At 70.9% G+C, this 25,183-nt stretch carries 16 protein-coding genes and 2 rRNA genes; 5 read left to right on the top strand and 13 right to left on the bottom strand.

Annotation, left to right across the window (positions count from 1 at the left end; genetic code table 11):
* Positions 1–18: 18 nt before the first annotated feature.
* The gene (locus NMK44_RS28135) at positions 19–4,995 is read right to left on the bottom strand and encodes an NAD-glutamate dehydrogenase (protein ID WP_254748190.1); all 4,977 of its coding nucleotides are present in this window, start codon (positions 4,993–4,995) and stop codon (positions 19–21) included.
* Positions 4,996–5,423: 428 nt separating this feature from the next.
* Between NMK44_RS28135 and NMK44_RS28130 the strand changes: the two genes are divergently transcribed.
* Positions 5,424–5,990, top strand: a complete 567-nt coding sequence (locus NMK44_RS28130; RefSeq protein ID WP_254748188.1) for a DJ-1/PfpI family protein — start codon at positions 5,424–5,426, stop codon at positions 5,988–5,990.
* Between the two features lie 276 nt (positions 5,991–6,266).
* Here NMK44_RS28130 and NMK44_RS28125 read toward each other — a convergent pair whose 3' ends face one another.
* Positions 6,267–6,935, bottom strand: coding sequence for an HAD family hydrolase (locus NMK44_RS28125; protein ID WP_254748186.1), 669 nt, complete (start codon positions 6,933–6,935; stop codon positions 6,267–6,269).
* A 186-nt stretch (positions 6,936–7,121) separates the two neighbouring features.
* The gene (locus NMK44_RS28120) at positions 7,122–7,628 is read right to left on the bottom strand and encodes a DUF6912 family protein (protein ID WP_254748184.1); all 507 of its coding nucleotides are present in this window, start codon (positions 7,626–7,628) and stop codon (positions 7,122–7,124) included.
* A gap of 317 nt (positions 7,629–7,945) precedes the next feature.
* Here NMK44_RS28120 and NMK44_RS28115 point away from each other — a divergent pair, with 317 nt between their 5' ends.
* Positions 7,946–8,452 carry an Rv3235 family protein gene (locus NMK44_RS28115; RefSeq protein ID WP_254748182.1) on the top strand — a complete coding sequence of 169 codons (507 nt, stop codon included), beginning with the start codon at positions 7,946–7,948 and terminating at the stop codon, positions 8,450–8,452.
* A 643-nt stretch (positions 8,453–9,095) separates the two neighbouring features.
* Here NMK44_RS28115 and secA read toward each other — a convergent pair.
* The gene (gene secA / locus NMK44_RS28110) at positions 9,096–11,930 is read right to left on the bottom strand and encodes a preprotein translocase subunit SecA (protein ID WP_254748180.1); all 2,835 of its coding nucleotides are present in this window, start codon (positions 11,928–11,930) and stop codon (positions 9,096–9,098) included.
* A gap of 236 nt (positions 11,931–12,166) precedes the next feature.
* Between secA and NMK44_RS28105 the strand changes: the two genes are divergently transcribed.
* Both NMK44_RS28105 and NMK44_RS28100 read left to right on the top strand, forming a co-directional pair.
* Positions 12,167–12,790, top strand: a complete 624-nt coding sequence (locus NMK44_RS28105) for a GNAT family N-acetyltransferase (protein WP_254748178.1) — start codon at positions 12,167–12,169, stop codon at positions 12,788–12,790.
* Positions 12,791–12,970: 180 nt separating this feature from the next.
* Positions 12,971–14,155 (top strand): winged helix-turn-helix domain-containing protein, encoded by a 1,185-nt coding sequence (locus tag NMK44_RS28100; protein WP_254748176.1) that lies wholly within the window; start codon positions 12,971–12,973, stop codon positions 14,153–14,155.
* A 24-nt stretch (positions 14,156–14,179) separates the two neighbouring features.
* Here NMK44_RS28100 and NMK44_RS28095 read toward each other — a convergent pair whose 3' ends face one another.
* From NMK44_RS28095 to mtnA, 7 genes are all read right to left on the bottom strand, one after another.
* On the bottom strand, positions 14,180–14,929 hold the full coding sequence (locus NMK44_RS28095) for a response regulator (RefSeq protein WP_254748174.1): 750 nt from the start codon (positions 14,927–14,929) through the stop codon (positions 14,180–14,182).
* 392 nt (positions 14,930–15,321) lie between these two features.
* Positions 15,322–16,014, bottom strand: coding sequence for a ribosome hibernation-promoting factor, HPF/YfiA family (gene hpf / locus NMK44_RS28090; protein WP_254748172.1), 693 nt, complete (start codon positions 16,012–16,014; stop codon positions 15,322–15,324).
* Between the two features lie 315 nt (positions 16,015–16,329).
* Positions 16,330–16,992 carry a ComF family protein gene (locus tag NMK44_RS28085; RefSeq protein ID WP_254748170.1) on the bottom strand — a complete coding sequence of 221 codons (663 nt, stop codon included), beginning with the start codon at positions 16,990–16,992 and terminating at the stop codon, positions 16,330–16,332.
* Positions 16,993–17,317: 325 nt separating this feature from the next.
* Positions 17,318–19,177, bottom strand: a complete 1,860-nt coding sequence (locus tag NMK44_RS28080; RefSeq protein WP_254748168.1) for an LpqB family beta-propeller domain-containing protein — start codon at positions 19,175–19,177, stop codon at positions 17,318–17,320.
* On the bottom strand, positions 19,167–21,215 hold the full coding sequence (mtrB, locus tag NMK44_RS28075; RefSeq protein ID WP_254748166.1) for an MtrAB system histidine kinase MtrB: 2,049 nt from the start codon (positions 21,213–21,215) through the stop codon (positions 19,167–19,169). The genes NMK44_RS28080 and mtrB overlap by 11 nt, the downstream gene beginning before the upstream one ends.
* A gap of 1 nt (position 21,216) precedes the next feature.
* Positions 21,217–21,894 carry a two-component system response regulator MtrA gene (gene mtrA, locus NMK44_RS28070; RefSeq protein WP_030250475.1) on the bottom strand — a complete coding sequence of 226 codons (678 nt, stop codon included), beginning with the start codon at positions 21,892–21,894 and terminating at the stop codon, positions 21,217–21,219.
* On the bottom strand, positions 21,891–23,048 hold the full coding sequence (gene mtnA, locus NMK44_RS28065; protein ID WP_254748164.1) for an S-methyl-5-thioribose-1-phosphate isomerase: 1,158 nt from the start codon (positions 23,046–23,048) through the stop codon (positions 21,891–21,893). The genes mtrA and mtnA overlap by 4 nt, the downstream gene beginning before the upstream one ends.
* A 149-nt stretch (positions 23,049–23,197) precedes the next feature.
* Here mtnA and NMK44_RS28060 point away from each other — a divergent pair, with 149 nt between their 5' ends.
* Positions 23,198–24,511, top strand: a complete 1,314-nt coding sequence (locus NMK44_RS28060; RefSeq protein ID WP_254748162.1) for a DUF7847 domain-containing protein — start codon at positions 23,198–23,200, stop codon at positions 24,509–24,511.
* Positions 24,512–24,888: 377 nt separating this feature from the next.
* On the opposite strand, the gene rrf is transcribed toward NMK44_RS28060, so the two are convergent.
* Together rrf and NMK44_RS28050 are read right to left on the bottom strand one after the other, a co-directional pair.
* Positions 24,889–25,005 (bottom strand): 5S ribosomal RNA (rrf, locus tag NMK44_RS28055).
* 72 nt (positions 25,006–25,077) lie between these two features.
* A 23S ribosomal RNA gene (locus tag NMK44_RS28050) occupies positions 25,078–25,183 on the bottom strand; the annotation flags it as partial.

The raw sequence follows: 25,183 nt of genomic DNA, 5'->3' as shown, positions 1-25,183 counted from the left end.
TCAGAAGGGGATCACCGGTCAGGTGTGGGTGCGCAGCAGCGTGCGCATGGTGCGCATCGCGACCGAGAGATTGGCCAGGTCGAAGGTCTCCGAGGACTGGATCTCATCGAGGGTGGTGCGCGCCCGCTGGAGGATCGCCGCGTTCTTCTGCTCCCACGCCTTGAACCGCTGCTCGGGCGTGGAGCCGCCGTTGCCCACCGACAGCACATCGGAGGTCAGGGCGGCCTGGGCCGCGTACAGGTCCTCACGGATGGAGACCCGGGCCATGGACTGCCACCGGTCCGCGCGCGGCAGTTCGATGATCCGGTCCATGAGCTGGCTGATCCGCAGCCGGTCGGCCAGGTCGTAGTAGACCTCGGCGACCGCCAGCGGCTCCTTGCCGGTGCGGTCCGCGATGGCCACGATGTCCAGCGTCGGGAACGCGGAGGAGAATCCGGCCACCCGGGTGGCCAGGTCCTCCGGGACCCCGGCGGCGGTCAGCTCGTCCAGGATCCGCTGGTGCCACTCGATGTCGGCACCGCGCAGCAGCTTGGGGAGCTGGGCGCGGACCTCGGCCACCCGGTCACCGAAGAACTCGATGGTCTCGGCCAGCTCCAGCGGCTGCGGACGGTTGTTGAGCAGCCAGCGGGTGCCGCGCTCGACCAGCCGCCGCGAGTGCAGCCGCATCTGGGTCTGGGTGTCGGCGGCGACCACCGTGTCCAGCGACTCGACCTCGTCCCAGATCTCCCCGAGTTCGAAGATGGCGCGGGCCGCGGTCTGGGCACGCACCACCTCTTCGGTGGAGGCCCCGGTCTCCTCCCGCATCCGGTGCAGGAAGGTGGAACCGGCGGTGTTGACCGTGTCGTTGACCAGCACCGTGGTGATGATCTCCCGGCGCAGCGCATGGCCGTCGATGTGCTCGGGGAACTGCCGGCGCAGCGCCTGCGGGAAGTAGGCGTGCAGCAGCCGCTGGAGATACGGGTCGTCCGGGAGCCCGGTGGCGATCAGCTCCTCGGCCACCGTGATCTTGATGTAGGCCAGCAGAACGGCCAGTTCGGGCTGGGTCATCCCGCGTCCGGCGGACAGCCGCTCACGGATCTGGCGGTCGGTGGGCAGGAACTCCAGCGCCCGGTCGAGACGGCCCTCACGGGTCAGCCGGCGCATCAGCCGCTGGTGGGCGTGGAGCAGGCTGGGGGCCTGGGCGACCGAGTTGGCCAGGGCCACGTTCTGCGCGTAGTTGTTGCGCAGCACCAGCGCGCCGACCTCGTCGGTCATCTCGGCAAGGATCTTGTTGCGCTGCTTGACCGTCAGATCGCCCTCGGTGACCAGGGCGTTGAGCAGGATCTTGATGTTCACCTCGTGGTCGGAGGTGTCCACACCGGCGCTGTTGTCGATGGCGTCGGTGTTGATCTTGCCGCCGTTGGAGGCGAACTCGATCCGGCCGAGCTGGGTCAGACCCAGGTTGCCGCCCTCGCCGACGACCTTGACCCGCAGGTCCTGGCCGTCCACCCGGATCGCGTCATTGCCCTTGTCGCCCACCTCGGCGTTGCTCTCGGTGGACGCCTTGACGTAGGTGCCGATACCGCCGTTCCACAGCAGGTCGACCGGGGCCTTGAGGATGGCCTTCATCAGATCGGCCGGGGTCATCTTGGCGACCCGGGTCTCGATGCCCAGCGCGGCCCGCACCTGTGGGGTGATCGGGATGGCCTTCGCCGACCGCGGGTGGATCCCGCCGCCCGCGGAGAGCAGCTCGGCGTCGTAGTCCTCCCAGGAGGAGCGCGACAGCTCGAACAGCCGGCGACGCTCGGCGTAGGAGGTGGCCGCGTCCGGGTCCGGGTCCAGGAAGATATGCCGGTGGTCGAAGGCGGCGATCAGCCGGATGTGCTCGCTGAGCAGCATGCCGTTGCCGAACACGTCACCGGACATGTCACCGACGCCGACGACCGTGAAGTCCTCGGTCTGGGTGTCGTGGCCCAGCTCCCGGAAGTGGCGCTTGACCGACTCCCAGGCACCGCGGGCGGTGATGCCCATGCCCTTGTGGTCGTAACCGGCCGAACCGCCGGAGGCGAAGGCGTCACCCAGCCAGAAGCCGTACGCCTGGGCCACCTCGTTGGCGATGTCGGAGAAGGTCGCGGTGCCCTTGTCGGCGGCGACGACCAGGTAGGTGTCCTCCCCGTCGTGGCGGACGACGTCCTTCGGGGGCTCGACCTCACCGGCGACCATGTTGTCGGTGATGTCCAGCAGACCGGAGATGAAGGTCTTGTAGCACTCGATGCCCTCGGTCAGCCAGGCGTCCCGGTCCACCGAGGGGTCCGGCAGCCGCTTGCCGACGAAGCCGCCCTTGGCGCCCACCGGCACGATGACCGTGTTCTTGACCATCTGCGCCTTGACCAGGCCCAGGATCTCGGTGCGGAAGTCCTCACGCCGGTCGGACCAGCGCAGACCACCACGGGCGACCTTGCCGAAGCGCAGGTGCACACCCTCCACCCGCGGGGAGTAGACCCAGATCTCGTACGCCGGGCGCGGTGCGGGCAGATCCGGCACCGCCTGCGGGTCCAGCTTGATGGACAGGTAGTCGTGCGGCTTGCCCTGTCCGTTCTTCTGGAAGTGGTTGGTGCGCAGGGTGGCCTTGATGAGGGTGAGGAACGAGCGCAGGATGCGGTCCTCGTCGAGCGAGGCCACCTGGTCCAGCGCCGCGTCCAGCTCCTCCAGCAGGGCGTCGGTCAGCTCGGTCCCGGCCCGCTGCCGCTCGGGCGACATCCGCGCCTCGAACAGCGACACCAGCAGCCGGGTGGTGTGGACGTTGTTGCGGAGGGTGTCCTCCATGTACGACTGGCTGAAGGTGGATCCGGCCTGCCGCAGGTACTTGGCGTACGCGCGCAGCACCATCGCCTGCCGCCAGTCCAGACCGGCGCCCAGCACGAGCTGGTTGAAGTCGTCGCTCTCGGCCTGGCCGGTCCACACCGCGGCGAACGCGTTCTGGAAGCGCTCACGGGCGTCGTCGGCCAGATCGCCGTTGTCCCGGAGCTGGGGCAGGCGCAGCCCGAAGTCGTAGATCCAGGCGGTGGTCCGGTCCGCGCAGCGCAGCTCGTACGGGCGCTCGTCGACCACCTCGACGCCGAGGGTGTTGAGCACCGGCAGCACCGCGGACAGCGAGACCTGGCCGCCGGTGCTGTAGATCTTGAAACGGCGCTCGGCGGGGGCGGCGCCCACCGGCTCGTACAGGCTGAGCGCGAAGTCCTGCGTACTGCCCTCGGCGGTCAGCCGCTCCAGGTGCTGGAGGTCGGCCACCGCACCGCGCGGGGAGTGGTCGGCCTTGTAGCCCTCGGGGAAGGCGTGCTGGTAGCGGCGGAGCAGCTCGGCCGCGCGCTCCTCGCCGACCTCGGAGACCAGGGCCTCGGAGAAGCCGTCGGCCCATGACCGGGCGGCCTCGATCAGCCGGTTCTCGATCCGCTCCACATCGGCGTCGGTGAGGTTGGGCAGCTCGCTGCCGGGCTGCACCCGGACCACGAAGTGCAGCCGGGAGAGCACCGATTCGGTGTGCAGCGCGGTGAAGTCGACCGGCGGCCGGCCGGTCAGCTCCTCCAGCAGGATGTCGGTCAGCCGCAGCCGGACATCGGTGGTGAAACGATCACGCGGCAGGTAGACCAGCGCGGAGTAGTAGCGCCCGTACTCGTCCTGGCGCAGGAACAGCCGCAGCCGGCGGCGCTCCTGGAGGTAGAGCACGCTGGTCACGATGGAGCGGAGCTGGTCGACCGGGGTCTGGAACAGCTCGTCGCGCGGGTAGGTCTCCAGGATCTGGAGCAGGTCCCGGCCGTCATGGCTGTTGGGCGCGAAGCCCGCACCCGCCAGCACCTCGTCGACCTTGCGGCGGATCACCGGGACCCGGCGCACCGACTCGGTGTACGCGGCGGACGAGAACAGGCCCAGGAAGCGGCGCTCGCCGATCACATTGCCCGCGGCGTCGAACTTCTTCACACCGACGTAGTCCAGGTAGGACGGGCGGTGCACGGTGGCCCGGCTGTTGGCCTTGGTCAGCACCAGCAGCTTGTGCTCACGGGCCTTGGCCCGGGCGTCGGCGGGCAGCCGGTTGAACGACGGGGAGACCGGGGCGGGCCCGGCGTGGGCGCTGTCGCCGCCGTCCTTGTGGGTGGGGTCGGAGCGCAGGATGCCGAGGCCGGTGCCGGGCACCGCGCTCAGCACATCCTCCTCGCCACCGCTCTCGGCGGGCGCCTGCGTCAGCTCGTACTCGCGGTAGCCGATGAAGGTGAAGTGGTCGTCCGCGAGCCAGCGCAGCAGCTCACGGGCCTCCTCGATCTCCTGCTCACGGACCTCGTCGGCCTTGGGCTCCGCCGGGAGCCCCTCGGCGAGCCGGAGCGCGGACTCGCGCATCTTCTCCCAGTCCTCGACCGCCTCGCGGACGTCGGACAGGACGCGCAGCAGATCGGAGGTGATCTGCTTCAGATCGCCGCGGTCGGTCTCCCGGTCGATCTCGACGTGGATCCAGGACTCCACCACCGCGTCGTGCGGCAGCTCCCGTCCGGGCTTGCGGTCGAAGGAGACCTCCAGCAGCTCGATCAGCTTGCCGGTGATGTCACGGCGCACGATCACCTGCGGGTGGATCACGACGTGGATGCCGCGTCCCTGCCGGGTGAGCTCGTTGGTGACCGAGTCGACCAGGAACGGCATGTCGTCGGTGACCACCTCGACGACGGAGTGGCTGCACGTCCAGCCGTGCTCCTCGACGGTCGGGGTGTGCACCCGGACGTTCGCCGTACCCTGCGGCCGCGACTCCGCGAGCCGGTAGTGGGAGTGCGCCGCGCCGAAGACGTCGACCGGATCCCGGTCGGCGAGGTCCTCGGGGGGCGTGTGCAGGTAGTAGTGCTGGAGGTAGTCGCTCAGGATCTCCGGGCCCGGGCCCTGAACCGGAGTCTTCCCCCCGGCAGGGCTGTTCTCAGCTACCCGGGCGGCCCGTGTGAGCAGATCGGCCTTGGCTTCGTCCAGCTTGGTCTGCATGTCCTCTGGCTCCTGTCGCGCGCCTTTGCGTGACATCGATGGCGGTGGCGTGACGCCGCGACGCGGTGAATCCGGTCTCAGACGACGGTATGCCGGATCGCGGAATGCCCGGGGCGTACTCGGCCGTAAGTGACCAAGACCCCACGCGGCACGGGTCAGCGTCGGCCGACACCCGGTGGCGCCCCGGGCTCGGGGCGAGGGCTCCATTGCCCTCGCGGACTATCGCGCTGATCACGCAGTAAGGCTATCGCTCCTCCCCAGGGGCTCGTCATGAGCCGTTCGTGTACAAAACCGGCCCCGGAAGTTTGACGGATTGGACAGCGACGCAGGGGGCGCACGGACCCCTGGCGTGCCCACTTGGCAAAGGGGTCCCGTCCGGGCACCGTGACGTGCACGGAGATATGCCTGCAAACGTGGAGGTGGGCGGCATGGCCGCGAAGATCCTGCTGGTGACCGGTGACGCGGCCGAGTCGCTGGAGGTGCTCTATCCGTACCAGCGGCTGCGCGAGGAGGGGTACGAGGTCCATATCGCCGCCCCCGCGCGCAAGACGCTGCGCTTCGTGGTCCATGACTTCGAGGAGGGTTTCGACACCTACACCGAGAAGCCGGGCTACAGCCTTCCGGCCGATCTGTCCTTCGCCGAGGTTGACGCGGGCGACTACCTCGGTCTGGTGATCCCGGGCGGCCGGGCCCCGGAGTACCTGCGCAACGACGCCGAGCTGCGCAAGATCTGCAAGGCGTTCTTCGACGCGGACAAGCCGGTGGCCCAGATCTGCCACGGACCGCTGCTGACGGCGGCCGTCGGCGGCCTCAGCGGACGCCGGGTCACCGCGTACCCGGCGCTGGAGCTGGACATCCAGGCCGCGGGGGCGGAGTTCCAGGACACGGAGGTCGTGGTGGACGGCACGCTGGTCTCCGCGCGGGCCTGGCCGGACCACCCCGCGTGGATGCGGGAGTTCCTGTCGGTGCTGCGGGCGAAGTCACCGGCCATCTGAGGAGGAGGAGGGGTGCGCCGGGGCACGCCGGGGGCGCGTTGACGGCGCACTGAGGCGGAGGGGGCGCGCGGGGCAGAAGGCCGTCTGTGGGCGCTGTGGGCTCTGTGGGGCGCGCTCCGGCGCTCATGGTGCAAAGGGGCGCCCCGGTGGCCCGTAGGGCGCCCACGGGGCCGCTGGGTCAGGCGCGGGCGGCCGCACGCGGCTGGTGCCTCACGGCCGAGGGCTCACGGCTGGTGATGCGCGGCTGATCGCGCGCGGCTGGTGCTGCGCGGCTGATCACTCGTCGGCGAGGCGCTCGGCCTCCCGGACGGCCTCGGCGAGCGTGTCCACGACCGGCACACCGGCCGTCTGGAGGCTGGTCCGGCTGTGGGAGCCCCCGGTGTAGAGCACCGCGCGGGCACCCGCGTGCCGGGCCGCCAGGGCGTCGTCCAGGGCGTCCCCGATCACCACGACGCGCTGCGGGGGCACTCCCTCGAGCGCGGTGAGGTGGCGCACCATCTGCTCGGCCTTGCCGGTGTTGCTCTGCCCGAGACGACCGTCGACCCGGACGAAGTGACGCTCGATGCCGTGGGTGCGCACCAGGGGCATCAGGTGGTCGTGCGGCGCCAGGGAGCACAGGGACTGGGTGAGCCCGGCCTCCTGCCATTCGGAGAGCAGCTCCCGGGCACCGAGCGCGAGTCCCGCGGTCTCCGCGAACACCCCGTAGTGCCGGTGGAACGCCTCGTCCATGACCTCCCACTCCTCGTCGGTGGGCAGGCGTCCCATCAGTCGCTCGTAGAAGCGGGGGACGGGCACGCAGTAGAGGTCGCGGTAGCGCTCAAGGGTGATCGGCTCCAGGCCGACCTCCTGGAACGAGGCGTTCGTCGCCAGGATCACGGCCTCGATGTCGTGGAACAGCGTGCCGTTCCAGTCCCACACGATGTGGGTCACGTGCGTCTTCCCCATCCCACGACCGTACCCGGCTGGGCCGTGTCTTGTGGATCGGCTCGGATCAGCCCGCGGCGTCTGGTGCGGTGCATCGCAAGGCGGAGGAGCGTCCTCGTAGTGGGCCTACTCGGATGCTCCGACAACGCAGCGAGGTGCCGTGCCAGGCGTCGCGGGCCCGAGGTGATCTACAAGACACGGCCCAGGTCAGCCGATGAGATGCGGGATTTCCTGCCGGGCGTACCAGAGCAGCTCGTGGTCCTCCGCGCCGTCCACGGTGAACTGGGCGTCGTCGTCACCGAGGTCCGCGGCACCGAGGGCCTCGGCGGCGGCGGTGACGTCCGCGCGGGCGTCATCGGCGTCCATGTGCACCGCGGCGACCTTGGACAGCGGTATGGCGGCGGCGATCCGCACCTCGCCCAGCGAGGACTGGTCGAGCCCGCGGTCCGGATCCGCGACGGCCTGGCCGTCGGGCACGTCCACGGCCACCACGACCCGCCGCCGGGGCGCCTGCCGGTCGACGGCGAGCGCGCGCAGCGACGCCTGCGCGGCGCGGCTGAGGGCGGCGTACTCCAGCTCCTCGATGTCGTCGGAGACGTACCACTCGCGCAGGGCGGGCGTGACGGCATAGGCGGTGACCGGCCCCGGCCCCAGCTCGCCCGCCTTGTACGCCTCGGCGAGACCGGAGAGGGTCAGGGGGACGTAGACGCGCATGGCAGCCGCTTTCATGAGTGACCGTTCGGGCACAGCCAGCATACGTAGTCCTCTCCGGGACGGGGGTCCGCGGGCTCGGGCCCCGGACGTCCCCCTTCGGGGGTAGCGGCCGGGGGTCCGTGACGGGCGGGGGTGACGCCGAGGGGCCGCGGAGCGCGCGGTGCGGGGCGGGGCGTCGCCCGGATAGGTGATTCGCCGGGGCATTGCGGAAGCCCGGGCACCGCGTTGCGGGGCGGGGAAACCCGTCGGTAGAAGACTCCCGACGATGAAGCTACTGCCCGGTATCAACCGGGCCCGGCACGGCGGCGGTGAGGCAGATGCGCGAGACCGGAGTCAGCGAGGAGAGCGTACGGCGGCGAGGTGGCGGCGGGTCGGGACGCAGCGGGCCGCCGGGGCGGCGGGACACCCGCCGCCCCCGCACCACGGCGCCGGTGTCCCGCACCGCGGCCGTCGCCGCACAGCGCCGGGAGCGGGAACGGCTGCCGCGCTACTGGTTCGCCAACCAGCTGCTGCTGACCCTCAGCGGCCGGCGCCCCGTCCACACCCTCCTGGGACACACCCTCCCGGCCGCCTACGACCTGCTGGTCGAACTGGCCCCGCGGGCCCCGCTGCGCCCCGCGGACACCCGCGCGTCGGCCCCCTACGTACAGCGCTGCGGGGAGTACCGGCCGCGGCACGGGGTGATCGAGGCGTTCGCCCGGATCGCCTCCGGCGACCGGCTCAGCGCCCTCGCATTCCGCCTCGAACTCGGCGCCGACGCCCGCTGGCGCTGCGCCGCCATCGACCTGGGCCCAGCCCTCCCCGCCCTGACCCCTTCGGCCTGACCCAGCCCGGATCCGGGGAGGCCGGTGCGGCCTCCGGCCGTCGGCCGGACCCAGATGGGTGGGGCGGGGGCACACCAGAGCCCCGCCCCAGCAGCGGGGGGCCGGTCCCGGGGAGGCGACGAGGCCGAGTGGCCCGAGGACCGCACCAGCGCCGGGCAGGCCCGCGGGCTCGGCTGGCCCGGACGGGGGAGCCGCATACGGGCCGGCCAAACCCCGGCCCCGCCGTACGGCTCCACGTCCGGTCCGACCACCCCGCTCCCGGGCACCCGCCCCGCTGCGCAGGGCGGCCCTGCCCGGCCCCCGGACCGGGGAGCCGCGTCAGGGTCCGGCAGGCCCTCCGCTCGGTCCGGAGAGCCTGCCCAGGGGCCTGGCCAGTCTCCACTCCGCCGAACGCGCCCCATCCGGCACGGCGAACGGCCCCCGCAACCCCCAGACCCAGGGCCCGACGCAGGTTGCGCCGAGCACGCCCGTACGGTCCGGCCAGGCCGCCACCGCGCTCGGGATCCGGCGGAGCCGGGGCGCGGTGGCTGGGCGGTCTGGCGAACGACTGGGCTTCGCGGCACGCGCTCGGCCCCGGACACGACGGCGGGCCGGGGCTTTGGCCCCGGCCCGCCGGCCGTGCTTGCTCAGATCCGCCCGCGCGTCACTTCTTGCGGCGGCGGCCGCCCTTGTTGGCCTTGCGGCGCTCGGCGCGGGTCAGACCGTCGGCCTCGGAGCGCGGCGCCGGAGCCGTCTCACCGTTGGTGAAGTCGCCCTCCACGACGCCGCCCTCGCCGTCCACCGTCGGGGCGGAGAAGTGCAGCCGGTCCGGCCGCTGCGGGGCCTCCAGGCCCTTGGCGCGGATCTCGGGCCGCGCCGGGGCCGCGCCCGCCGGAACCGCGTCCTGGACGTCCGCGGCGGCCTCGGCCCGCTCCGCGCCGTCCTCGACCGGAACCTCCTCGACCTGCTGCTCGACCTGGACCTCCAGGTTGAACAGATAGCCGACCGACTCCTCCTTGATCCCGTCCATCATGGCCTGGAACATGTCGAAGCCCTCGCGCTGGTACTCGACCAGCGGGTCCTTCTGGGCCATCGCGCGCAGCCCGATGCCCTCCTGGAGGTAGTCCATCTCGTAGAGGTGCTCACGCCACTTTCGGTCCAGGACCGACAGCACGACCCGCCGCTCCAGCTCCCGCATGATCTCGGAGCCGAGCTGCTCCTCGCGGGCCGCGTACTGCTCGTGGATGTCGTCCTTGATGGAGTCGCCGATGAACTCGGCGGTGATCCCGGCGCGGTCGCCCGTCTCGTCCTCCAGCTCCTCCACCGTCACCTTCACCGGGTAGAGCTGCTTGAACGCGCTCCACAGCCGGTCGAGGTCCCACTCCTCGGCGAAGCCCTCGACGGTCTCCGCCTGGATGTAGGCGTCGATGGTGTCGTCCATGAAGTGGCCGACCTGCTCCTGGAGGTCCTCGCCCTCCAGGACCCGGCGGCGCTCGCCGTAGATGACCTCGCGCTGCCGGTTCAGGACCTCGTCGTACTTCAGGACGTTCTTACGGGTCTCGAAGTTCTGCTGCTCGACCTGGGACTGGGCGGAGGCGATGGCGCGGGTGACCATCTTGTTCTCGATCGGCACATCGTCCGGCACGTTGGCCATCGCCATGACGCGCTCGACCATCTGCGCCTTGAACAGCCGCATCAGGTCATCGCCGAGCGAGAGGTAGAAGCGGGACTCACCGGGGTCGCCCTGACGGCCGGAACGACCGCGCAGCTGGTTGTCGATCCGGCGCGACTCATGGCGCTCGGTGCCCAGCACATACAGCCCGCCGAGCTCCTTGACCTCCTCGAACTCGGCCTTGACCGCGGCCTCGGCCTTCTCCAGGGCGGCGGGCAGCGCGGCCGCCCACTCCTCGGAGTGCTCCACCGGGTCCAGACCCTGCTGGCGCAGATCGGCCTCGGCGAGGTCGTCGGGGTTGCCGCCGAGCTTGATGTCGGTACCGCGGCCCGCCATGTTGGTGGCGACGGTGACGGCGCCCTTGCGGCCCGCCTGGGCGACGATCGTCGCCTCCCGGTCGTGCTGCTTGGCGTTGAGCACCTCGTGCGGCACACCCCGCTTGGCGAGCTGCTGCGAGAGGTACTCGGACTTCTCCACGGAGGTGGTGCCGACCAGGACCGGCTGGCCCTTCTCGTGCTTCTCGGCGATGTCGTCGACGACCGCGTCGAACTTCGCCACCTCGGTGCGGTAGATGAGGTCGGACTGGTCGATCCGGGCCACATCGCGGTGGGTCGGGATCGGCACGACGCCCAGCTTGTAGATCTGGTGGAACTCGGCGGCCTCGGTCATGGCCGTACCGGTCATTCCGGAGAGCTTGCCGTAGAGGCGGAAGAAGTTCTGCAGGGTGATCGTGGCGAGGGTCTGGTTCTCGTCCTTGATGTCCACCCCTTCCTTCGCCTCGATCGCCTGGTGCATGCCCTCGTTGTAGCGGCGGCCCGCGAGGATACGGCCGGTGTGCTCGTCAACGATCATGACTTCGCCGTCCATGACGACGTAGTCCTTGTCCTTCTTGAAGAGCTCCTTGGCCTTGATGGCGTTGTTGAGATAGCCGACCAGCGGGGTGTTGACGGACTCGTAGAGGTTGTCGATGCCCAGCCAGTCCTCGACCTTGGTGACGCCCGACTCATGGATGCCGACGGTGCGCTTCTTCTCGTCGACCTCGTAGTCGCCGGTCTCCTCCTGGCCCTTCTGGAGGTTGGCCGCCTCGCCCTTGGCCAGCCGGGTGACCAGCTTGGCGAAGTCGCCGTACCACTTGGTGGCCTGGTCGGCCGGACCGGAGATGATCAGCGGCGTACGGGCCTCGTCCACCAGGATGGAGTCGACCTCGTCGACGATCGCGAAGTTGTGGCCGCGCTGCACCAGCTCGTCCTGCGACCACGCCATGTTGTCGCGCAGGTAGTCGAAGCCGAACTCGTTGTTGGTGCCGTAGGTGATGTCGCAGTTGTACTGCTCGCGGCGCTGCGCCGGGGTCATGTTGGCGAGGATGCAGCCGACCTCGAGGCCGAGGAACTTGTGCACCCGGCCCATCCACTCGGAGTCACGCTCGGCCAGGTAGTCATTGACCGTGATCAGGTGGACGCCCTTGTCGGACAGCGCGTTCAGATACGCGGGCAGGGTGCCGACCAGGGTCTTGCCCTCACCGGTGCGCATCTCCGCGACATAGCCGAGGTGGAGGGCGGCGCCACCCATCAGCTGGACGTCGTAGTGGCGCTGGCCGAGCACCCGCTTGGCGGCCTCGCGCACCGTGGCGAACGCCTCCGGCATCAGGTCGTCCAGGCTCTCGCCGTCCTCGTACCGCTGCTTGTACTCGTCGGTGAGGGCGCGCAGCTCGGCGTCGGAGAGGGACAGGAAGTCCTCTTCGATGGAATTGACCTGGTCCGCGATGCGGTGCAGCTTGCGCAGGATCTTTCCTTCGCCTGCACGCATGAGCTTGTTGAGAACGGACACGTAGGCTGGCTCCTTGCCGGTCGGGCCTGGCGGTCGGGTGCGCTGGCGCGGCATTGTCAAGGGGCGCAGGCCCCGCCGCAACGGCCATCGTAAGACAGACCCCGCCACGCCGGGAGGTCCGTCACCACGAGGACCAGGTGTCACCTCACCCCTTCAACGCTCGAGACGGGCTCCAGGTGCCCCGATTCCGGAAAACCGCTCGCGGTGAGTGACCGGAGGAACGCAGACTCGGCTGGATGGAGCCCGTCACCCTCACCACCGAGCGCCTCGTTCTGCGCCCTTTCCGGTCCTCCGACGCGGGCGCGGTCTTCGCCGCATGTCAGGACCCCGACATCCAGCGCTGGACGCCGGTGCCGTCCCCGTACGAGCGCGGGCACGCGGAGGAATTCACCGGGCGCACCGCGCCGGACAACTGGCGCGACGACGCCGCGTACGACTTCGCGGTGCTCACCAAGGGTGACGGGGTGCTGGTGGGTGCCATGGCGCTGGTCCGTCTTGAGCGGCTGCACGGACCGGAGCGCCAGGCCGAGCTCGGCTACTGGACGGTGCCCGGACACCGGCGGCGCGGCTACACCGGTGAGGCCGCGCGGGCGGTGATCGAGTGGGCGTTCACCACGCTGGGGGTGGAGCGCCTGGAGTGGTGCTGCGAGGCGGGGAACGAGGGCTCGCGCGCGGTCGCGCTCGCGGCGGGCTTCCGGATGGAGGGGACGGACCGGGCGCGGATCGTCCACCGGGGGACCCGGCGGGACGCCTGGCGGGGCGCGCTGCTGCCCTCGGACTGGCGGCTGCCGTCGGCCACCCCCTATCTCCCCCACCCCCACGCTCCGGCGGACCGGTCGGACGAACCGACGGCGGTCTGAGGGTGCTCCCGCCCGGGGCCGTTGACGGCGGCATCGACGGAGCCGTTGACGGGGCCGTTGACGGCGGCATCGACAGAGCCGTTGACGGGGCCGTTGACGGCGGGCGCCGCAGGGGGCGCCGGGGGCCGGTACGAACGTCGCCGGCGGGCGTTGTCAGTGGGGCCCGTTACGGTGGCGCGCATGACGAATCCCGCGCCCGGGTCCGGAGCGGACCGCAAGCCCGAGTACGCCCTCTCCGCCGATGAGGCGCGCCGGATCGCGCTGCGCGCCCAGGGCCTGCTGGGCGCCCCCGACCGGCGCGGCGGGGTGCGCGGCGTCCTGCGTCATCTGGGCGCGGTGCAGCTCGACACGATCTCGGTGCTGGCCCGCTCGCACGAGCTGATCCCCTACGCACGGCTGGGCGCGGTCGGCCGTCCGGCGGTCGAGTCGGCGTACTGGACCGGCACCGGCGCCTTCGAGTACTGGTCGCACGCGGCCTGTGTGCTGCCGATCGAGGAATGGCCGCACTTCGCGTTCCGCCGCCGCGCCTACCGCACCCGTCCGCACTGGAACCACGAGCTGCCGGACGAGGCGTACGGGACGGTCATCCAGCGGCTGCGCGCGGACGGCCCGCTGACCGCGACCGAGCTGGGCGGCGCCAAGAACGGCGGCCCGTGGTGGGACTGGTCGGCCGCCAAGGTCGCGGTGGAGCGGGCGCTGATGTTCGGCGAGGTGGTGTGTGTCGAGCGGCGCGGCTGGAAGCGGGTGTACGACCTGGCCGAGCGCGCGGTGCCGGACGCCCTGCTCCATGACGACCTGGACGACACGGAGTGTCTGCGGCGGCTGGTCCGGCTGGCCGGGCAGTCCCTGGGGGTGGGGACGCGGGCCGATATCGCCGACTATCACCGGCTCAAGGGTGAGCAGGTGGACGCGGTGATCGCGGACTCCGGTCTGGTGCCGGTGGAGGTAGCGGGCTGGGACAAGGCGGCCTGGGCCGATCCGGAGGCGCTGGCGACCACCCCGCGCGGACGGCACCGCACCACGCTGCTGTCGCCCTTCGACTCCCTCATATGGGACCGGGCACGCACCGAGCGGATCTTCGGCTTCACCCACCGGCTGGAGGCGTATGTGCCCAAGCCCCAGCGGATCCACGGCTATTTCGCCATGCCGCTGCTGTCCGGCGGGCGGCTGCTCGGCCGGGTGGACCCGGCGCGCGAGGGCCGGACGCTGGTGGCCCGGCAGGTGTCGCTGGAGTCGGCGAAGGCGGTGGCCCCGATGGCCGAGGCGCTGCGGGAGGCGGCCGGCTGGGTCGGCTGTGACGCGGTGCGGATCGAGCGTGTCGACCGCCCGGAGCTGGCGGCGCCCCTTGCGGCGGCGGTCGGCTGACCGCCCCGCCGGGGGCGGTCCGGCTCACCGGATCTCGAGGATCTTCTCCCGCATCGCGTAGACCACGGCCTCCATCCTGGAGTGCAACTGCAACTTCTCCAGGATGTTGCGGACATGGTTCTTCACGGTGTTCTCGCTGATGAACAGCTCCTTGGCGATGTCCCGGTTGTTCATCCCGGTGGCCACCAGCTTGAGCACCTCCAACTCACGGTCGGTGAGCCGGGGCGCGGGCACCAGCCGCCGCTCATCGGTGCGCTGGATCATCGACTTGAACTCGGTCAGCAGCTTGGCCGCCATGGACGGGCTGATCTGCGACTGACCGTCGGCAACCGCCCGGATCGCGGTGGAGACCTCGTCGGTGGAGATCTCCTTCAGCAGATAGCCCGTGGCCCCGGCCTTGATCGCGTCATAGAGGTCGGCTTCCTCATCGCTGATCGTCAGCATGATGATCTTGGCGCTGGGTGCCACCTCCTTGATGGAGGTACACGCCTCGATCCCGCCCCGCTTGGGCATCCGCACGTCCATCAGGACGATGTCGGGGAGCAGATCCGCCGCCTTGTCCACGGCCTCGGCGCCGTCCCCGGCCTCGCCGACGACCTGGATGTCCTCCTCCTGGGCGAGGACGATCTCCAACCCACGCCGGAAGAGGGCGTGGTCGTCCACCACGAGGACCCGAATCGGCTCCTTGCGCGGCTCACCGCGCGACTCGTCCCGGTCCGAGGCGATGACATGATCATCACTGTGACCGGAGACGGGCCCGAAGCTGTCCGCCATCGTTCCTCCCCCTGAAGGCCATGGCCCTTGCGGTCTGCACACTGTGGTGCTCGGTGCGGTACGGCATCAACCAGTCCTCTCGCTGCGCCGGTTGGCCGTTCGAGGGGCCATGATTTCATGCCCGGGCGGCGGAATGGTCCCGCCGTGGTCGCACGGAGAAGCCCCGGGGGGCGCATGGGCGCTCCGGGGCATCACATCGTCCACCCCCGTATGCGTCCATGGCCGGATCCGTTGCGTGTGCACAGCCAGGAGTACGTACGCACTGGGCTGTTGCACTCAGATCCGGCGGTCGGCGGTCCGGTGTGCCCGGTCGCACACCCTGGTCGGTCGTGCGGGATCGCGCGGCGCCCGGCCGCGCGATCCCGCCTGCTGATGTCTACGCCCCGGACGGGTCAGCCGCCGAGGGCACCTCCCGCGCCGCCGGGCTCCTCACCGACGAACGCCTCCGGCTGAAGATGAATCACCCCGTAGTCATAGCCGTGCCGCCGGTAGACGACGCTCGGCCGGTTGGTGTCGGAGTCGACGAACAGATAGAAATCGTGCCCGACCAGCTCCATCTCGTAGAGGGCCTGGTCGAGCGTCATCGGGGCGGCGGCGTGGGTCTTCTCCCGGACCACCAGCGGGCCTTCACCCTGCACCTCGAGGGGGCCCATCCGGGTGGTGGGGACGGTGTCCACGGCCGTGCGCTGGGCGGCGATCTCGCCATGCCCGTTGATACGCGCCGCGTTGGGGACGGTCACGGCCACATCGCTGGCCGGGATGCGACCGTTGCCACGTCGGGTGTGGCGCTTGTCGTGCTGCTTGCGCATCCGTGCCTCCAGCTTGCCGGCCGCGAGGTCCAGCGCTGCGTACGGATCGGCTGCCGCGGCCTCTGCCCGGATCACCGGACCACGGGAGCGGAGGGTGATCTCCACTCGGTCCGAGCGGTCGGCCTGCCGCGGGTTGTGCTCTTTGGACACCTCGACGTCGAGGCTGATGACCTTGCCGTCGAGCTTCTGGATCTTGTCCAGCTTCAGCTTCTCGGCCACGTGCTTCCGGAACCGCTCGGGCACATCTGTTTTCCGGCCCTTGACGACGATGTCCACGCAGAACTCCGTTCCCGGGTGACTCCGGCCTGGGCCGGAGCTTCATCCCTTGTGCACTAGGCCCCGGTGTCTTCCGGAGCCACCGACTTGGCGGTTTCGACTCCTCCTTCCCACGGGGGACAACTCCACCCCACTTGATGCACGGCTCACGAGAATGCAGGCAAAACACGCCAAGCGGATTTGTGAGTCATAGCACTAGCCATTCCTCACAACCGAACATAGCTCGCCTGGACGGATGTCGGCACCCCCTACCGGCACGTACCTCCGAACAGGTGCTTTGCTGCCCTCACCACCTGCAACGATGCGACTTCGTATTCAGTTCCGGATGAGGCAATCGGGGGGTGCGGCCACCACCGCCGCCCCGACGACCAGGCCATCCGCCGCCGACACCGCCCGCGCCGCCTCGGCGAGCGAAGCACCCGTCGTCATCAGGTCGTCCACCAGCACGGCCGGGCCCGTGGACAGCAGCCGCCCACCGCCGGGGACCACCCCCAGCGCACCCGATACGTTCACCAGCCGGTCCCGCGCGCCAAGACCCGACTGATCGCGTACCCTGCGCGCCTGCCGCAGCACCGGGGGAACCCGCACCGGACACCCCGCGCCGCGCAGCACACCCGCCGCCGCGAGCGCGATCCGCCGCGCCGGGTCATGGCCCCGGGCTCCCACCGCTCGCCGCGCCGAGGGCACCGGCACCAGCAGCAGCGGCCCCTCGGGGCCCCAGGCCGGTCTGAGCCGCCCCGGCCCGCTCCGCACCGGTCTGCCGGGCCTTGCGGGCCCTGGTCCGGTCACCGGCCCGTCCGGCCCGTCCGGACGGGGTCTGCCCGGCCTGGCGCACACCGTCCGCACCGCGCCCGCCAGCGCCTCGCCCAGCGGCCCCGCCAGCCGCAGCACACCACGCTCCTTGTGCGCCAGCAGCACCGCCCGGACCTCATCCGCGTACTCGGCCGCCGCATGGACCACCGGCAGCCCCGGCGGCACCGGACTCGGCTCCACCCGCCGCGGCCCGCATCCCCGCAGCACATCCCCGCATCGGTCACACAAGGTGCCACCAGGCCGACCGCAACCCGCGCAGTCCGCCGGCAGCACCAGGTCGGTCATCTCCTGCCACCAGCCCCGCATGGCTCCACTGTCCCGGCGGCCGGACCGGTGCGCCACCCCCTGTGGATATCCGCGCACATGTGGACAACCGGCGCCCCCTGCCCGCTGGACCCGGCTGTCCGCGGCCCAGCGGCTCCCGTGGCCCGGGCCGGGCCACGCGGGACCTGATGGCCCGGCCCGGGCCAGGAGGGGCCTCAGCCGCCCGCTAGCCCGGGTAGACCGGGGCCGTACCGTCCTCGTCCACCGTCTTCCAGTCGGTGTCCGGCAGCAGCCGCACGATGCCGTTCTCCCTGGTCTGCGCGAGGAGCGGCCGGGTCTGGTCCTCGGAGGCGGTGATCGCCTCCACCCCGTTCGGACCCGGTACCTCCGGCACGTCCGCCGGAGAGCCGTCCGTCTCCACGTACTGGAGCTGCTGCACACCGGCCGACTCCCGGCCCGCGACCACCAGGCGGCTGTCCCCCGCCCAGGAGACCGTGTCCACGTTCTCCAGCTTGGGCGCCACCGTGTGCACCCCCTGGACCGACAGCTTCGGCTCTTCCGCGGTGCCCTTCCGCTCGATCCGGCCCAGCCGCAGCGTGGTGTGGCCCGCGTGCTTGACCAGCATGGCGATCCGGGTGCCATCGGCGGACACCCGCAGCGCGGTGATCCGGCCACCGCCCAGCTTCGGCAGCCGGACCTCGTCCGCCTGACCGGTGCCACCGCGCAGCCGCAGCAGCCTCGGCCGCTCCGGATCGCGGTCGGCCACCCACAGCCCGCCCAGACCGTCCCAGCTCGGCGCGGTCAGCCCGTGCTCGGCACTGCCGCCCTGGCTGTGCAGCAGGGCCCGGCCGCGCTCGGCACCGGGCGTCAGCCCGGTCACGTACAGCGACCGGCCGTCGGAGGTGACGCCCGCGGCGTCCCGCTCATCACGCGAGACCGCCACCGCACCCAGCCCCGCGCCGTCGGCGCCGAACGGACCCGGCACCGGCCGCGGCCGGTCCTCGTCGTCGGACAGCCGCACCATCCGGTGCTCGGAGTCCACGAAGTACTGATGGCGGGGCTGGCCGTTGACGAAGTCCGGCGCATAGGCGCGCGCCGCGTCGCTCGACAGCGAGCAGAGCTCCGAACCGTTCTGCCGGTCCAGCTTCACCGAGCTGACCTCGGACGATCCCTCGCCCAGGTTCTGCACCGTGAACAGCGTCTGCGCCGCCATCCGCACACAGCGGCTCCGGCTGATGTTCGCCGCCCGGTCGTTGAGCCGGACCCGCAGCGAGTTCGAATCGTCCAGCGACAGCTTCTCGCCGCGCCGGCCAAGAGCCGTACCGGTCGGGAACGAGGTGCTGACCACCCCGTCCAGCCAGCCCGTCGGACCGTCCAGCAGCGCACTCACCGTCGAGGTCAGCGGATCGATACGGCGCCGCAGATAGACCGGATCGGCCACCAGGACGTTGTCCCCCACCCGGGAGTCCTCGGCGTCCGGGCCCAGCTTGGCGAAGTAGTACTTGTTGACCGAGCGGTAGATGCGCTCGAAGTCGGACTCGCCGAGCACCAGCCCCGGCGGCGGTCCGTCGATCCGCCACTCCGAACCGCTCAGCGTGAGGTGGATGCGCTCCTCGTACCGCGCCTCATCGGGTTTGTAGGCATGCGCGGCATCCACACTGGCGATCCGCTTGCCGGACAGCACCACCGTCTTCCCGCCGCCGTCCCGGTCGCCCGGATCGGTCTCCACCCGCACCTCCGGCGCCTGGGCCAGCACCGTGGTGCGCGCGAACGGGTCCCAGCTCTTCGCCGCGCCCTTGGTGAGGTACTCCTTCGCCGTGGCGAAGTTCGCCTCATCGCTCGTGGTGGCCTCCAGGAAGCCCGAGACCAGCTCGGCGGGCTGCTCCCCCTTGCCCGGGCTCACCCCGTACACCCGCACCTGCGAATCGACGTCGGAGCGCGGCGAGGAATCGACCCGCCGCACATCCCCGCTGTCCGGCATGGAGGCGCAGCCGGTCAGCAGCAGCACACCACAGGAGGCCAGGGCAGCCGTGCTCAGGCCCCAGCGTCGGCGGAAGAGATGGTGATCGGCACGGTCATCGCCCACGAGGGCGGCCCTCCCCTTCGTTCTGTGTCACCGGCCGGACGGCCGACGAGCCCTGCGACGCCTCCTGCGCACCGCGCACCACCCGGGCGCCGCTCCCCGGCAGCGCGGTCGGATCGGCGGACGGCGCCGGGGCCTCGGCAGGCGGCAGCAGCTCACCGGCGGGCAGCCCGGAACGGGGCTGGGCGGGCACCGAGGCCAGCCGCTCCGCCGCGGGCCGTGCCGGAGCCGCATCGTCCGGACGGCGGTTGCGCCGCGAGTCCTCGGGCTCCAGCGGGATCGGGGAACCACGCAGGGTGTCGCTGGTGGTACGCGGCAGCGTCAGCCGGAACTGCGAACCGCCACCCGGCTCGCCCCACGCCTGGAGCCAGCCGCCGTGCAGCCGGGCGTCCTCCACCGCGATCGACAGCCCCAGACCGGTGCCGCCAGTAGTACGGGCACGGGCCGGGTCGGCCCGCCAGAAGCGGTTGAACACCCGGGTCGCCTCGCCGGGCTTGAGCCCGACGCCGTAGTCCCGCACGGCGACCGCGACCGCGCCGCCCGCCGTCGCCAGCCGCACCACCACATCCCGGCCCTCACCGTGCTCCACGGCGTTGACCACCAGGTTCCGCAGCACCCGCTCGACGCGGCGGGCGTCCGCCTCGGCGATCACCGGGGCCTCCGCGCCGAGCACCACGATCCGGGTGCCCTTGGCCTCGGCCAGCGGCTCGGCCCCGTCGACCACCCGGTTCACCACATCGCGCAGATCGATGGGCTCGGCCTCCAGGGCCGCGGCACCCGCGTCGAAGCGGCTGATCTCCAGCAGATCGGCGAGCAGCGACTCGAACCGGTCCAGCTGGCCCCACAGCAGCTCCGCCGAACGCGCGGTCACCGGATCGAAGTCCTCTCGCGCCTCGTGGATCACATCGGCGGCCATCCGCACCGTGGTCAGCGGGGTGCGCAGCTCATGGGAGACATCCGAGACGAAGCGGCGCTGCATCCGCGACAGCTCCTCCAGCTGCTGGATCTTGAGCTGGAGGTTCTGCGCCATCTTGTTGAACGACTCACCGAGCCGGGCGATGTCGTCCTCGCCGGTGACCTTCATCCGCTCCTGGAGCAGCCCGGCCGCCAGCCGCTCGGAGATCCCGGCGGCCATCCGCACCGGTGTGACCACCTGCCGGACCACCACCCAGGCGATGGCGCCGAGCAGCACCACCACGAACACCCCGGCCGTGGCCAGCGTGCCCTTGACCAGGCTGAGCGACTTCTCCTCCTGGGTGAACGGGAAGAGGTAGTAGAGCTGGTACGCGTCACCACGGTTGTCGTCCAGCCGCTTGCCGATGATCAGCGAGGGCTCGGCATCGCCCGACGCGGCGTGCACGATCCTGCCGTACCGCTCGAACGGTGCCGTCCCCTCGTCCACCTGCTTGCGCAGATCGGCGGGAACGCTGTCGGGCCGGACATCGCCGGAGGCGCGCGGACCGCGGCTGGAGACATAGGTCGTCTCACCCGAGTCCGAACTGAGCGCCATCACGGAGTACGCCCCCTTGCCACCACTGGCAAGCTGCTCCACCAGCGCGTTCAGCCAGGCGCCGGAATCCTGCGCACCGCGGCCGGAGGCGCTCGCGCCGTCCTGGCCCCGGCTGTCACCGGAGCGGTCGGCCATCTGCTCGGCCACCTCGAACCCACCGGCGGCCTGGCCCTGCGCGGCATGCCGCTTGGCGTCCAGCAGACCGTTGCGCACCTGGCCGATGACCACCAGGCCCAGCAGGATCACCACGCCCAGCGACATCAGCAGGGTGGTGGCGACCACGCGCAGCTGAATGTTCCGCCGCCACAGCCGGGCGGCGGGGAGCAGTGGACGGTGCACCCACCGTCCGAACAACCGGATCAACGGATGGGCCGGCCCTCCGGACGCCCCGTCGGGCAGCAGATGCCCGCCGCTCCACAACCTTCGGAGCAGCGGTATCTCACCCGCCGGGTCAGGACGCCCCGTACGGGCGCCCTCCGGAACCCCGCCCCCCGGTCCACCGGACTGCGGAGCCGTACCACCACGTGACATCTCAGCTGGGCCCGGCCTTGTATCCGACACCACGCACGGTCACGACGATCTCCGGCCGCTCCGGGTCCTTCTCGACCTTGGAGCGCAGCCGCTGCACATGCACATTCACCAGGCGGGTATCGGCGGCATGCCGATAGCCCCACACCTGCTCCAGCAGCACCTCACGGGTGAACACCTGCCACGGTTTACGGGCCAGGGCCACCAGAAGATCGAACTCCAGCGGTGTCAGCGCTATCGACTGGCCGTCGCGCTTCACCGAGTGCCCGGCCACATCGATCACCAGATCACCGATGGCAAGCTGCTCGGGCGCGGGCTCCTCGGAGCGCCGCAGCCGCGCCCGGATCCGGGCCACCAGCTCCTTCGGCTTGAACGGTTTGACGATGTAGTCATCGGCACCGGACTCCAGCCCGACCACCACATCGACGGTGTCGCTCTTGGCCGTGAGCATGACGATCGGCACCCCGGACTCGGCCCGGATCAGCCGACACACCTCGATGCCGTCCCTGCCGGGCAGCATCAGATCGAGCAGCACCAGATCGGGCTTGGCCTCGCGGAATGCGGCTAGGGCCTTGTCGCCGTCCGACACGAACGACGGTTCAAAGCCTTCGCCGCGCAGCACGATGCCGAGCATCTCTGCCAGTGCGGTGTCGTCGTCGACGACAAGGACGCGTCCCTTCATATCGACATCATCCCATTACCCGATCGTGACCTGGCGCACAGCTCTGCGATTCCGTCCCCGGTCACCGGCGAGACGATGCCGTCCTCGGTGACGATCGCCGTCACCAACTCCGGTGGCGTGACGTCGAATGCCGGATTGTGGGCCTGTGTACCGAGCGGTGCGACCGGCACTCCGGTGCCCGCTCCGGACCCCGCGCCCGGAACATGGGGAATTGTGATGTCCGTCACCTCATAGCCGGGGCGCTGCTCGACCTCGATCGCCGCGCCGTCAGGAGTCTCCAGGTCAATGGTGGTGGTCGGGGCCACCACCACAAAGGGCACATGGTGGTAGCGGGCCAGGACGGCCAGCGGATAGCTGCCCACCTTGTTGGCCACCGAGCCGTCCGCGGCGATCCGGTCCGCGCCTATCACCACCGCGTCCACCTCGCCCGCCGAGAACAGCGAGCCCGCCGCGTTATCGCTGAGCAGCGTGTAGGTCATGCCCGCCCGAGCCGCCTCGTAGGCCGTCAACCGCGCCCCCTGCAACAGCGGACGAGTCTCGTCCACCCACAGCCGCCGGAGCTGACCGGACCGGTGCACCGCCTTGACCACCCCCAGGGCGGTCCCCTCACCCCCGGAGACCAGCGAACCGGAGTTGCAGTGCGTGAGGATCCGCAGGCCGCCCGCGGGCAGCAGCTCATACAGCAGCGCCTGGCCGTGCTCCGCCATCCGCGCACTGGCCTCGGCGTCCTCGCGGTGCAGGGCACGGGCCTCCGCCAGGGCGGCCGCGGCCGCCCGCTCATCATCCGCACCGCCCCGGACCGCCTCGCGATAGGCGGCCGCCGCCCGGCGGACGCCGTAGCCGAGGTTGACGGCCGTGGGACGGGCATGGGCCAGGGACTCGGCCGCCTCGGCCACATCGAAGCCCCGCGCAGCCGCCAGCGCGATGCCATACGCACCAGCGATCCCGAGCAGTGGAGCACCGCGTACGGCCAGTGACCGGATCGCCTCCACCAGGGCCGGAACATCGGCGCAGACCAGATCCACCTCCTCGGCGGGAAGCCTGGTCTGGTCCAGGAGCACCAGAACGGGCCCTTCCGGGGGTTCCTCCCAGCGCAGTGCGAACGCGACGGGGGAAGCAGAGCCTTCCGGGGACACCGGATGCTGATCAGCCATCCGTCCAGTCTGCCCTGTGCGGCACCGACTAATGAAGTGCTCAGCCACTCACAGCGGCCCGTCCGCACCGTGACGCACCGTGGCACGATGGCTGACAACCGCCCGTCGCCGCATCCGCGACCGGCCGACGAACAACCTACGGAGCGACGATGAACGACTCTCCGGGCCGGATCCCGCCCGGATCGTCCCCTTCCGACGAGCCGGACCACGGCACTCGGCAGCAGGGCGAACCCTCCGACCGGCCCGTGCCTGAGCAGCCGACGCCCGAGCAGCCCGTCTGGGGCGCCGGATGGTCCCAGCGACAGCCGCCCGCCGGAAGCTGGAACGCCTCCGCCGGCGGCAGCCCCACCCCACCGCCACCGCCACCGGCCGGAGGGCCTCAGGGCGGTGCGGGCTGGGGCGTCCCGCCCCAGGGCGGACGCTGGGCGAACAGCGGCTGGCGGACACCGCCGCCCGCTCCGCGCCCGGGTGTGATCCCGCTGCGCCCCCTGGGCGTCAGCGAGATCATCGACGGTGCGATCGCCACCGTGCGCGCCCACTGGCGCACGGTGCTCGGCATTTCGCTCGCGGTCTCGATCGTCACCCAGGGCTTGATCACCACCGCCAACGGACTCTGGTTCCGCTCCGCCTCCACCAGCACCGATGTCCTGGAGGACCCGGACGCGACGCTGAATGAGGCGATGCGCGCGGTCGGCAGCGCCATGGGAGGCAGTGCGGTCACCCTGCTGATCGGCGTGCTCGGCACGATCGTGACCACCTCCCTGCTGACCGTGGTCACCGCACGCGCCGTGATGGGCCGCTCGGTCTCCACGGGCGAGGCATGGGGCGGTGCCCGCCCCTATCTGCTTCAGCTGTGCGGTCTGCTGTTCCTGATCCCCGTCATCGCCGCGGGTGTGATGGCCGCGGGCATGGCACCCGGAGTGCTGCTCACCCTCGCGGGAGCGGAGAACGAGGGCGCGGCCCTCGCCGCCCTCGGCGGGCTCGCGGGAGCGGGTGCTGCCACCTGGCTCTGGGTCCGCTTCAGCCTGGCCGCCCCCGCGCTGATGCTGGAGAAGCAGGGGATCATCGCGGCCCTGCGCCGCTCCGCCAAGCTGGTCCGCGGTGCGTGGTGGCGCATCTTCGGCGTCCAGCTCCTGGCGATCGTCCTGGTCTTCATCGTCGGTGCCATCGTCGAGATCCCGACCAGCATGGCAGGCATGGCGATCGGCGGCGACAACGCGATGGACTGGCTGTCCGGTGAGGCCGTCTCGGTCGGTTGGACCTTCCTTATCGTCATCGGCATCGGCGGGGTGATCAGCTCGACCATCACCTTCCCGATCAGCGCCGGTGTGACCGCCCTTCTCTACATGGACCAGCGCATCCGGCGCGAGTCCCTCGATGTCGAGCTCGCCCGCGCCGCGGGGGTACCCGGCTACGAGACGAAGGATCAGGACTCCGGCCAGAACGCCGGCCTGACACCCTGAAAGCCCGGTCCAAGGCCCTGAACAGGACGGAGGAGGGGGCAACGGCTGAAGCGATGTCATCGCGTCATGCGCGGTGTGATGCGTTGTCATCGTGAGCCTGCCCCCTCTCCCGTCCGCCCCGGCACCCCTCCGGCCGACTGGACCCGCTCCCCACGGCCCCTGCTGACCGGCCTGCCGGACCCGCTGACGTCCGGTCAACGGGCCCCCTTGGCATCCACTCTGAGCGGCCCGCGGCTCGCCACGCCAGAGCTCACAAGCCTTTTCACCCGATCCAGTGGAACACCCGATCCAGTGGAACCTGAATGTGCGGCACCGGTCCTGAACGCAAAAATGCCTCGGTCCCGGACATTGAATGTCCGGGACCGAGGCTAAAAATTGTTCGGCGGCGTCCTACTCTCCCACAGGGTCCCCCCTGCAGTACCATCGGCGCTGAAAGGCTTAGCTTCCGGGTTCGGAATGTAACCGGGCGTTTCCCTAACGCAAAGACCACCGAAACACTATGAAGATGAAACCGGAAATCAACACGGTTCATTACTTCAGAACCAACACAGTGGACGCGAGCAACTGAGGACAAGCCCTCGGCCTATTAGTACCAGTCAACTCCACCGGTCACCCGGCTTCCATATCTGGCCTATCAACCCAGTCGTCTACTGGGAGCCTTACCCCATCAAG

The organism is Streptomyces cucumeris, assembly GCF_024295805.1.
Lineage (GTDB): Bacteria > Actinomycetota > Actinomycetes > Streptomycetales > Streptomycetaceae > Streptomyces > Streptomyces cucumeris.
This window is presented reverse-complemented; position numbering and strand designations above follow the sequence as displayed.

Bases quoted from the DNA above. Each gene is read 5' to 3' on its own strand.
- NMK44_RS28120 (WP_254748184.1), bottom strand. From the start codon at position 7,628: ATGCGCGTCTACGTCCCCCTGACCCTCTCCGGTCTCGCCGAGGCGTAC.
- NMK44_RS28125 (WP_254748186.1), bottom strand. From the start codon at position 6,935: ATGGGGAAGACGCACGTGACCCACATCGTGTGGGACTGGAACGGCACG.
- mtrA (WP_030250475.1), bottom strand. From the start codon at position 21,894: ATGAAGGGACGCGTCCTTGTCGTCGACGACGACACCGCACTGGCAGAG.
- mtrB (WP_254748166.1), bottom strand. From the start codon at position 21,215: ATGTCACGTGGTGGTACGGCTCCGCAGTCCGGTGGACCGGGGGGCGGG.
- NMK44_RS28060 (WP_254748162.1), top strand. From the start codon at position 23,198: ATGAACGACTCTCCGGGCCGGATCCCGCCCGGATCGTCCCCTTCCGAC.
- NMK44_RS28100 (WP_254748176.1), top strand. From the start codon at position 12,971: ATGACGAATCCCGCGCCCGGGTCCGGAGCGGACCGCAAGCCCGAGTAC.
- NMK44_RS28115 (WP_254748182.1), top strand. From the start codon at position 7,946: ATGCGCGAGACCGGAGTCAGCGAGGAGAGCGTACGGCGGCGAGGTGGC.
- NMK44_RS28130 (WP_254748188.1), top strand. From the start codon at position 5,424: ATGGCCGCGAAGATCCTGCTGGTGACCGGTGACGCGGCCGAGTCGCTG.
- NMK44_RS28095 (WP_254748174.1), bottom strand. From the start codon at position 14,929: ATGGCGGACAGCTTCGGGCCCGTCTCCGGTCACAGTGATGATCATGTC.
- NMK44_RS28135 (WP_254748190.1), bottom strand. From the start codon at position 4,995: ATGCAGACCAAGCTGGACGAAGCCAAGGCCGATCTGCTCACACGGGCC.
- NMK44_RS28105 (WP_254748178.1), top strand. From the start codon at position 12,167: ATGGAGCCCGTCACCCTCACCACCGAGCGCCTCGTTCTGCGCCCTTTC.
- mtnA (WP_254748164.1), bottom strand. From the start codon at position 23,048: ATGGCTGATCAGCATCCGGTGTCCCCGGAAGGCTCTGCTTCCCCCGTC.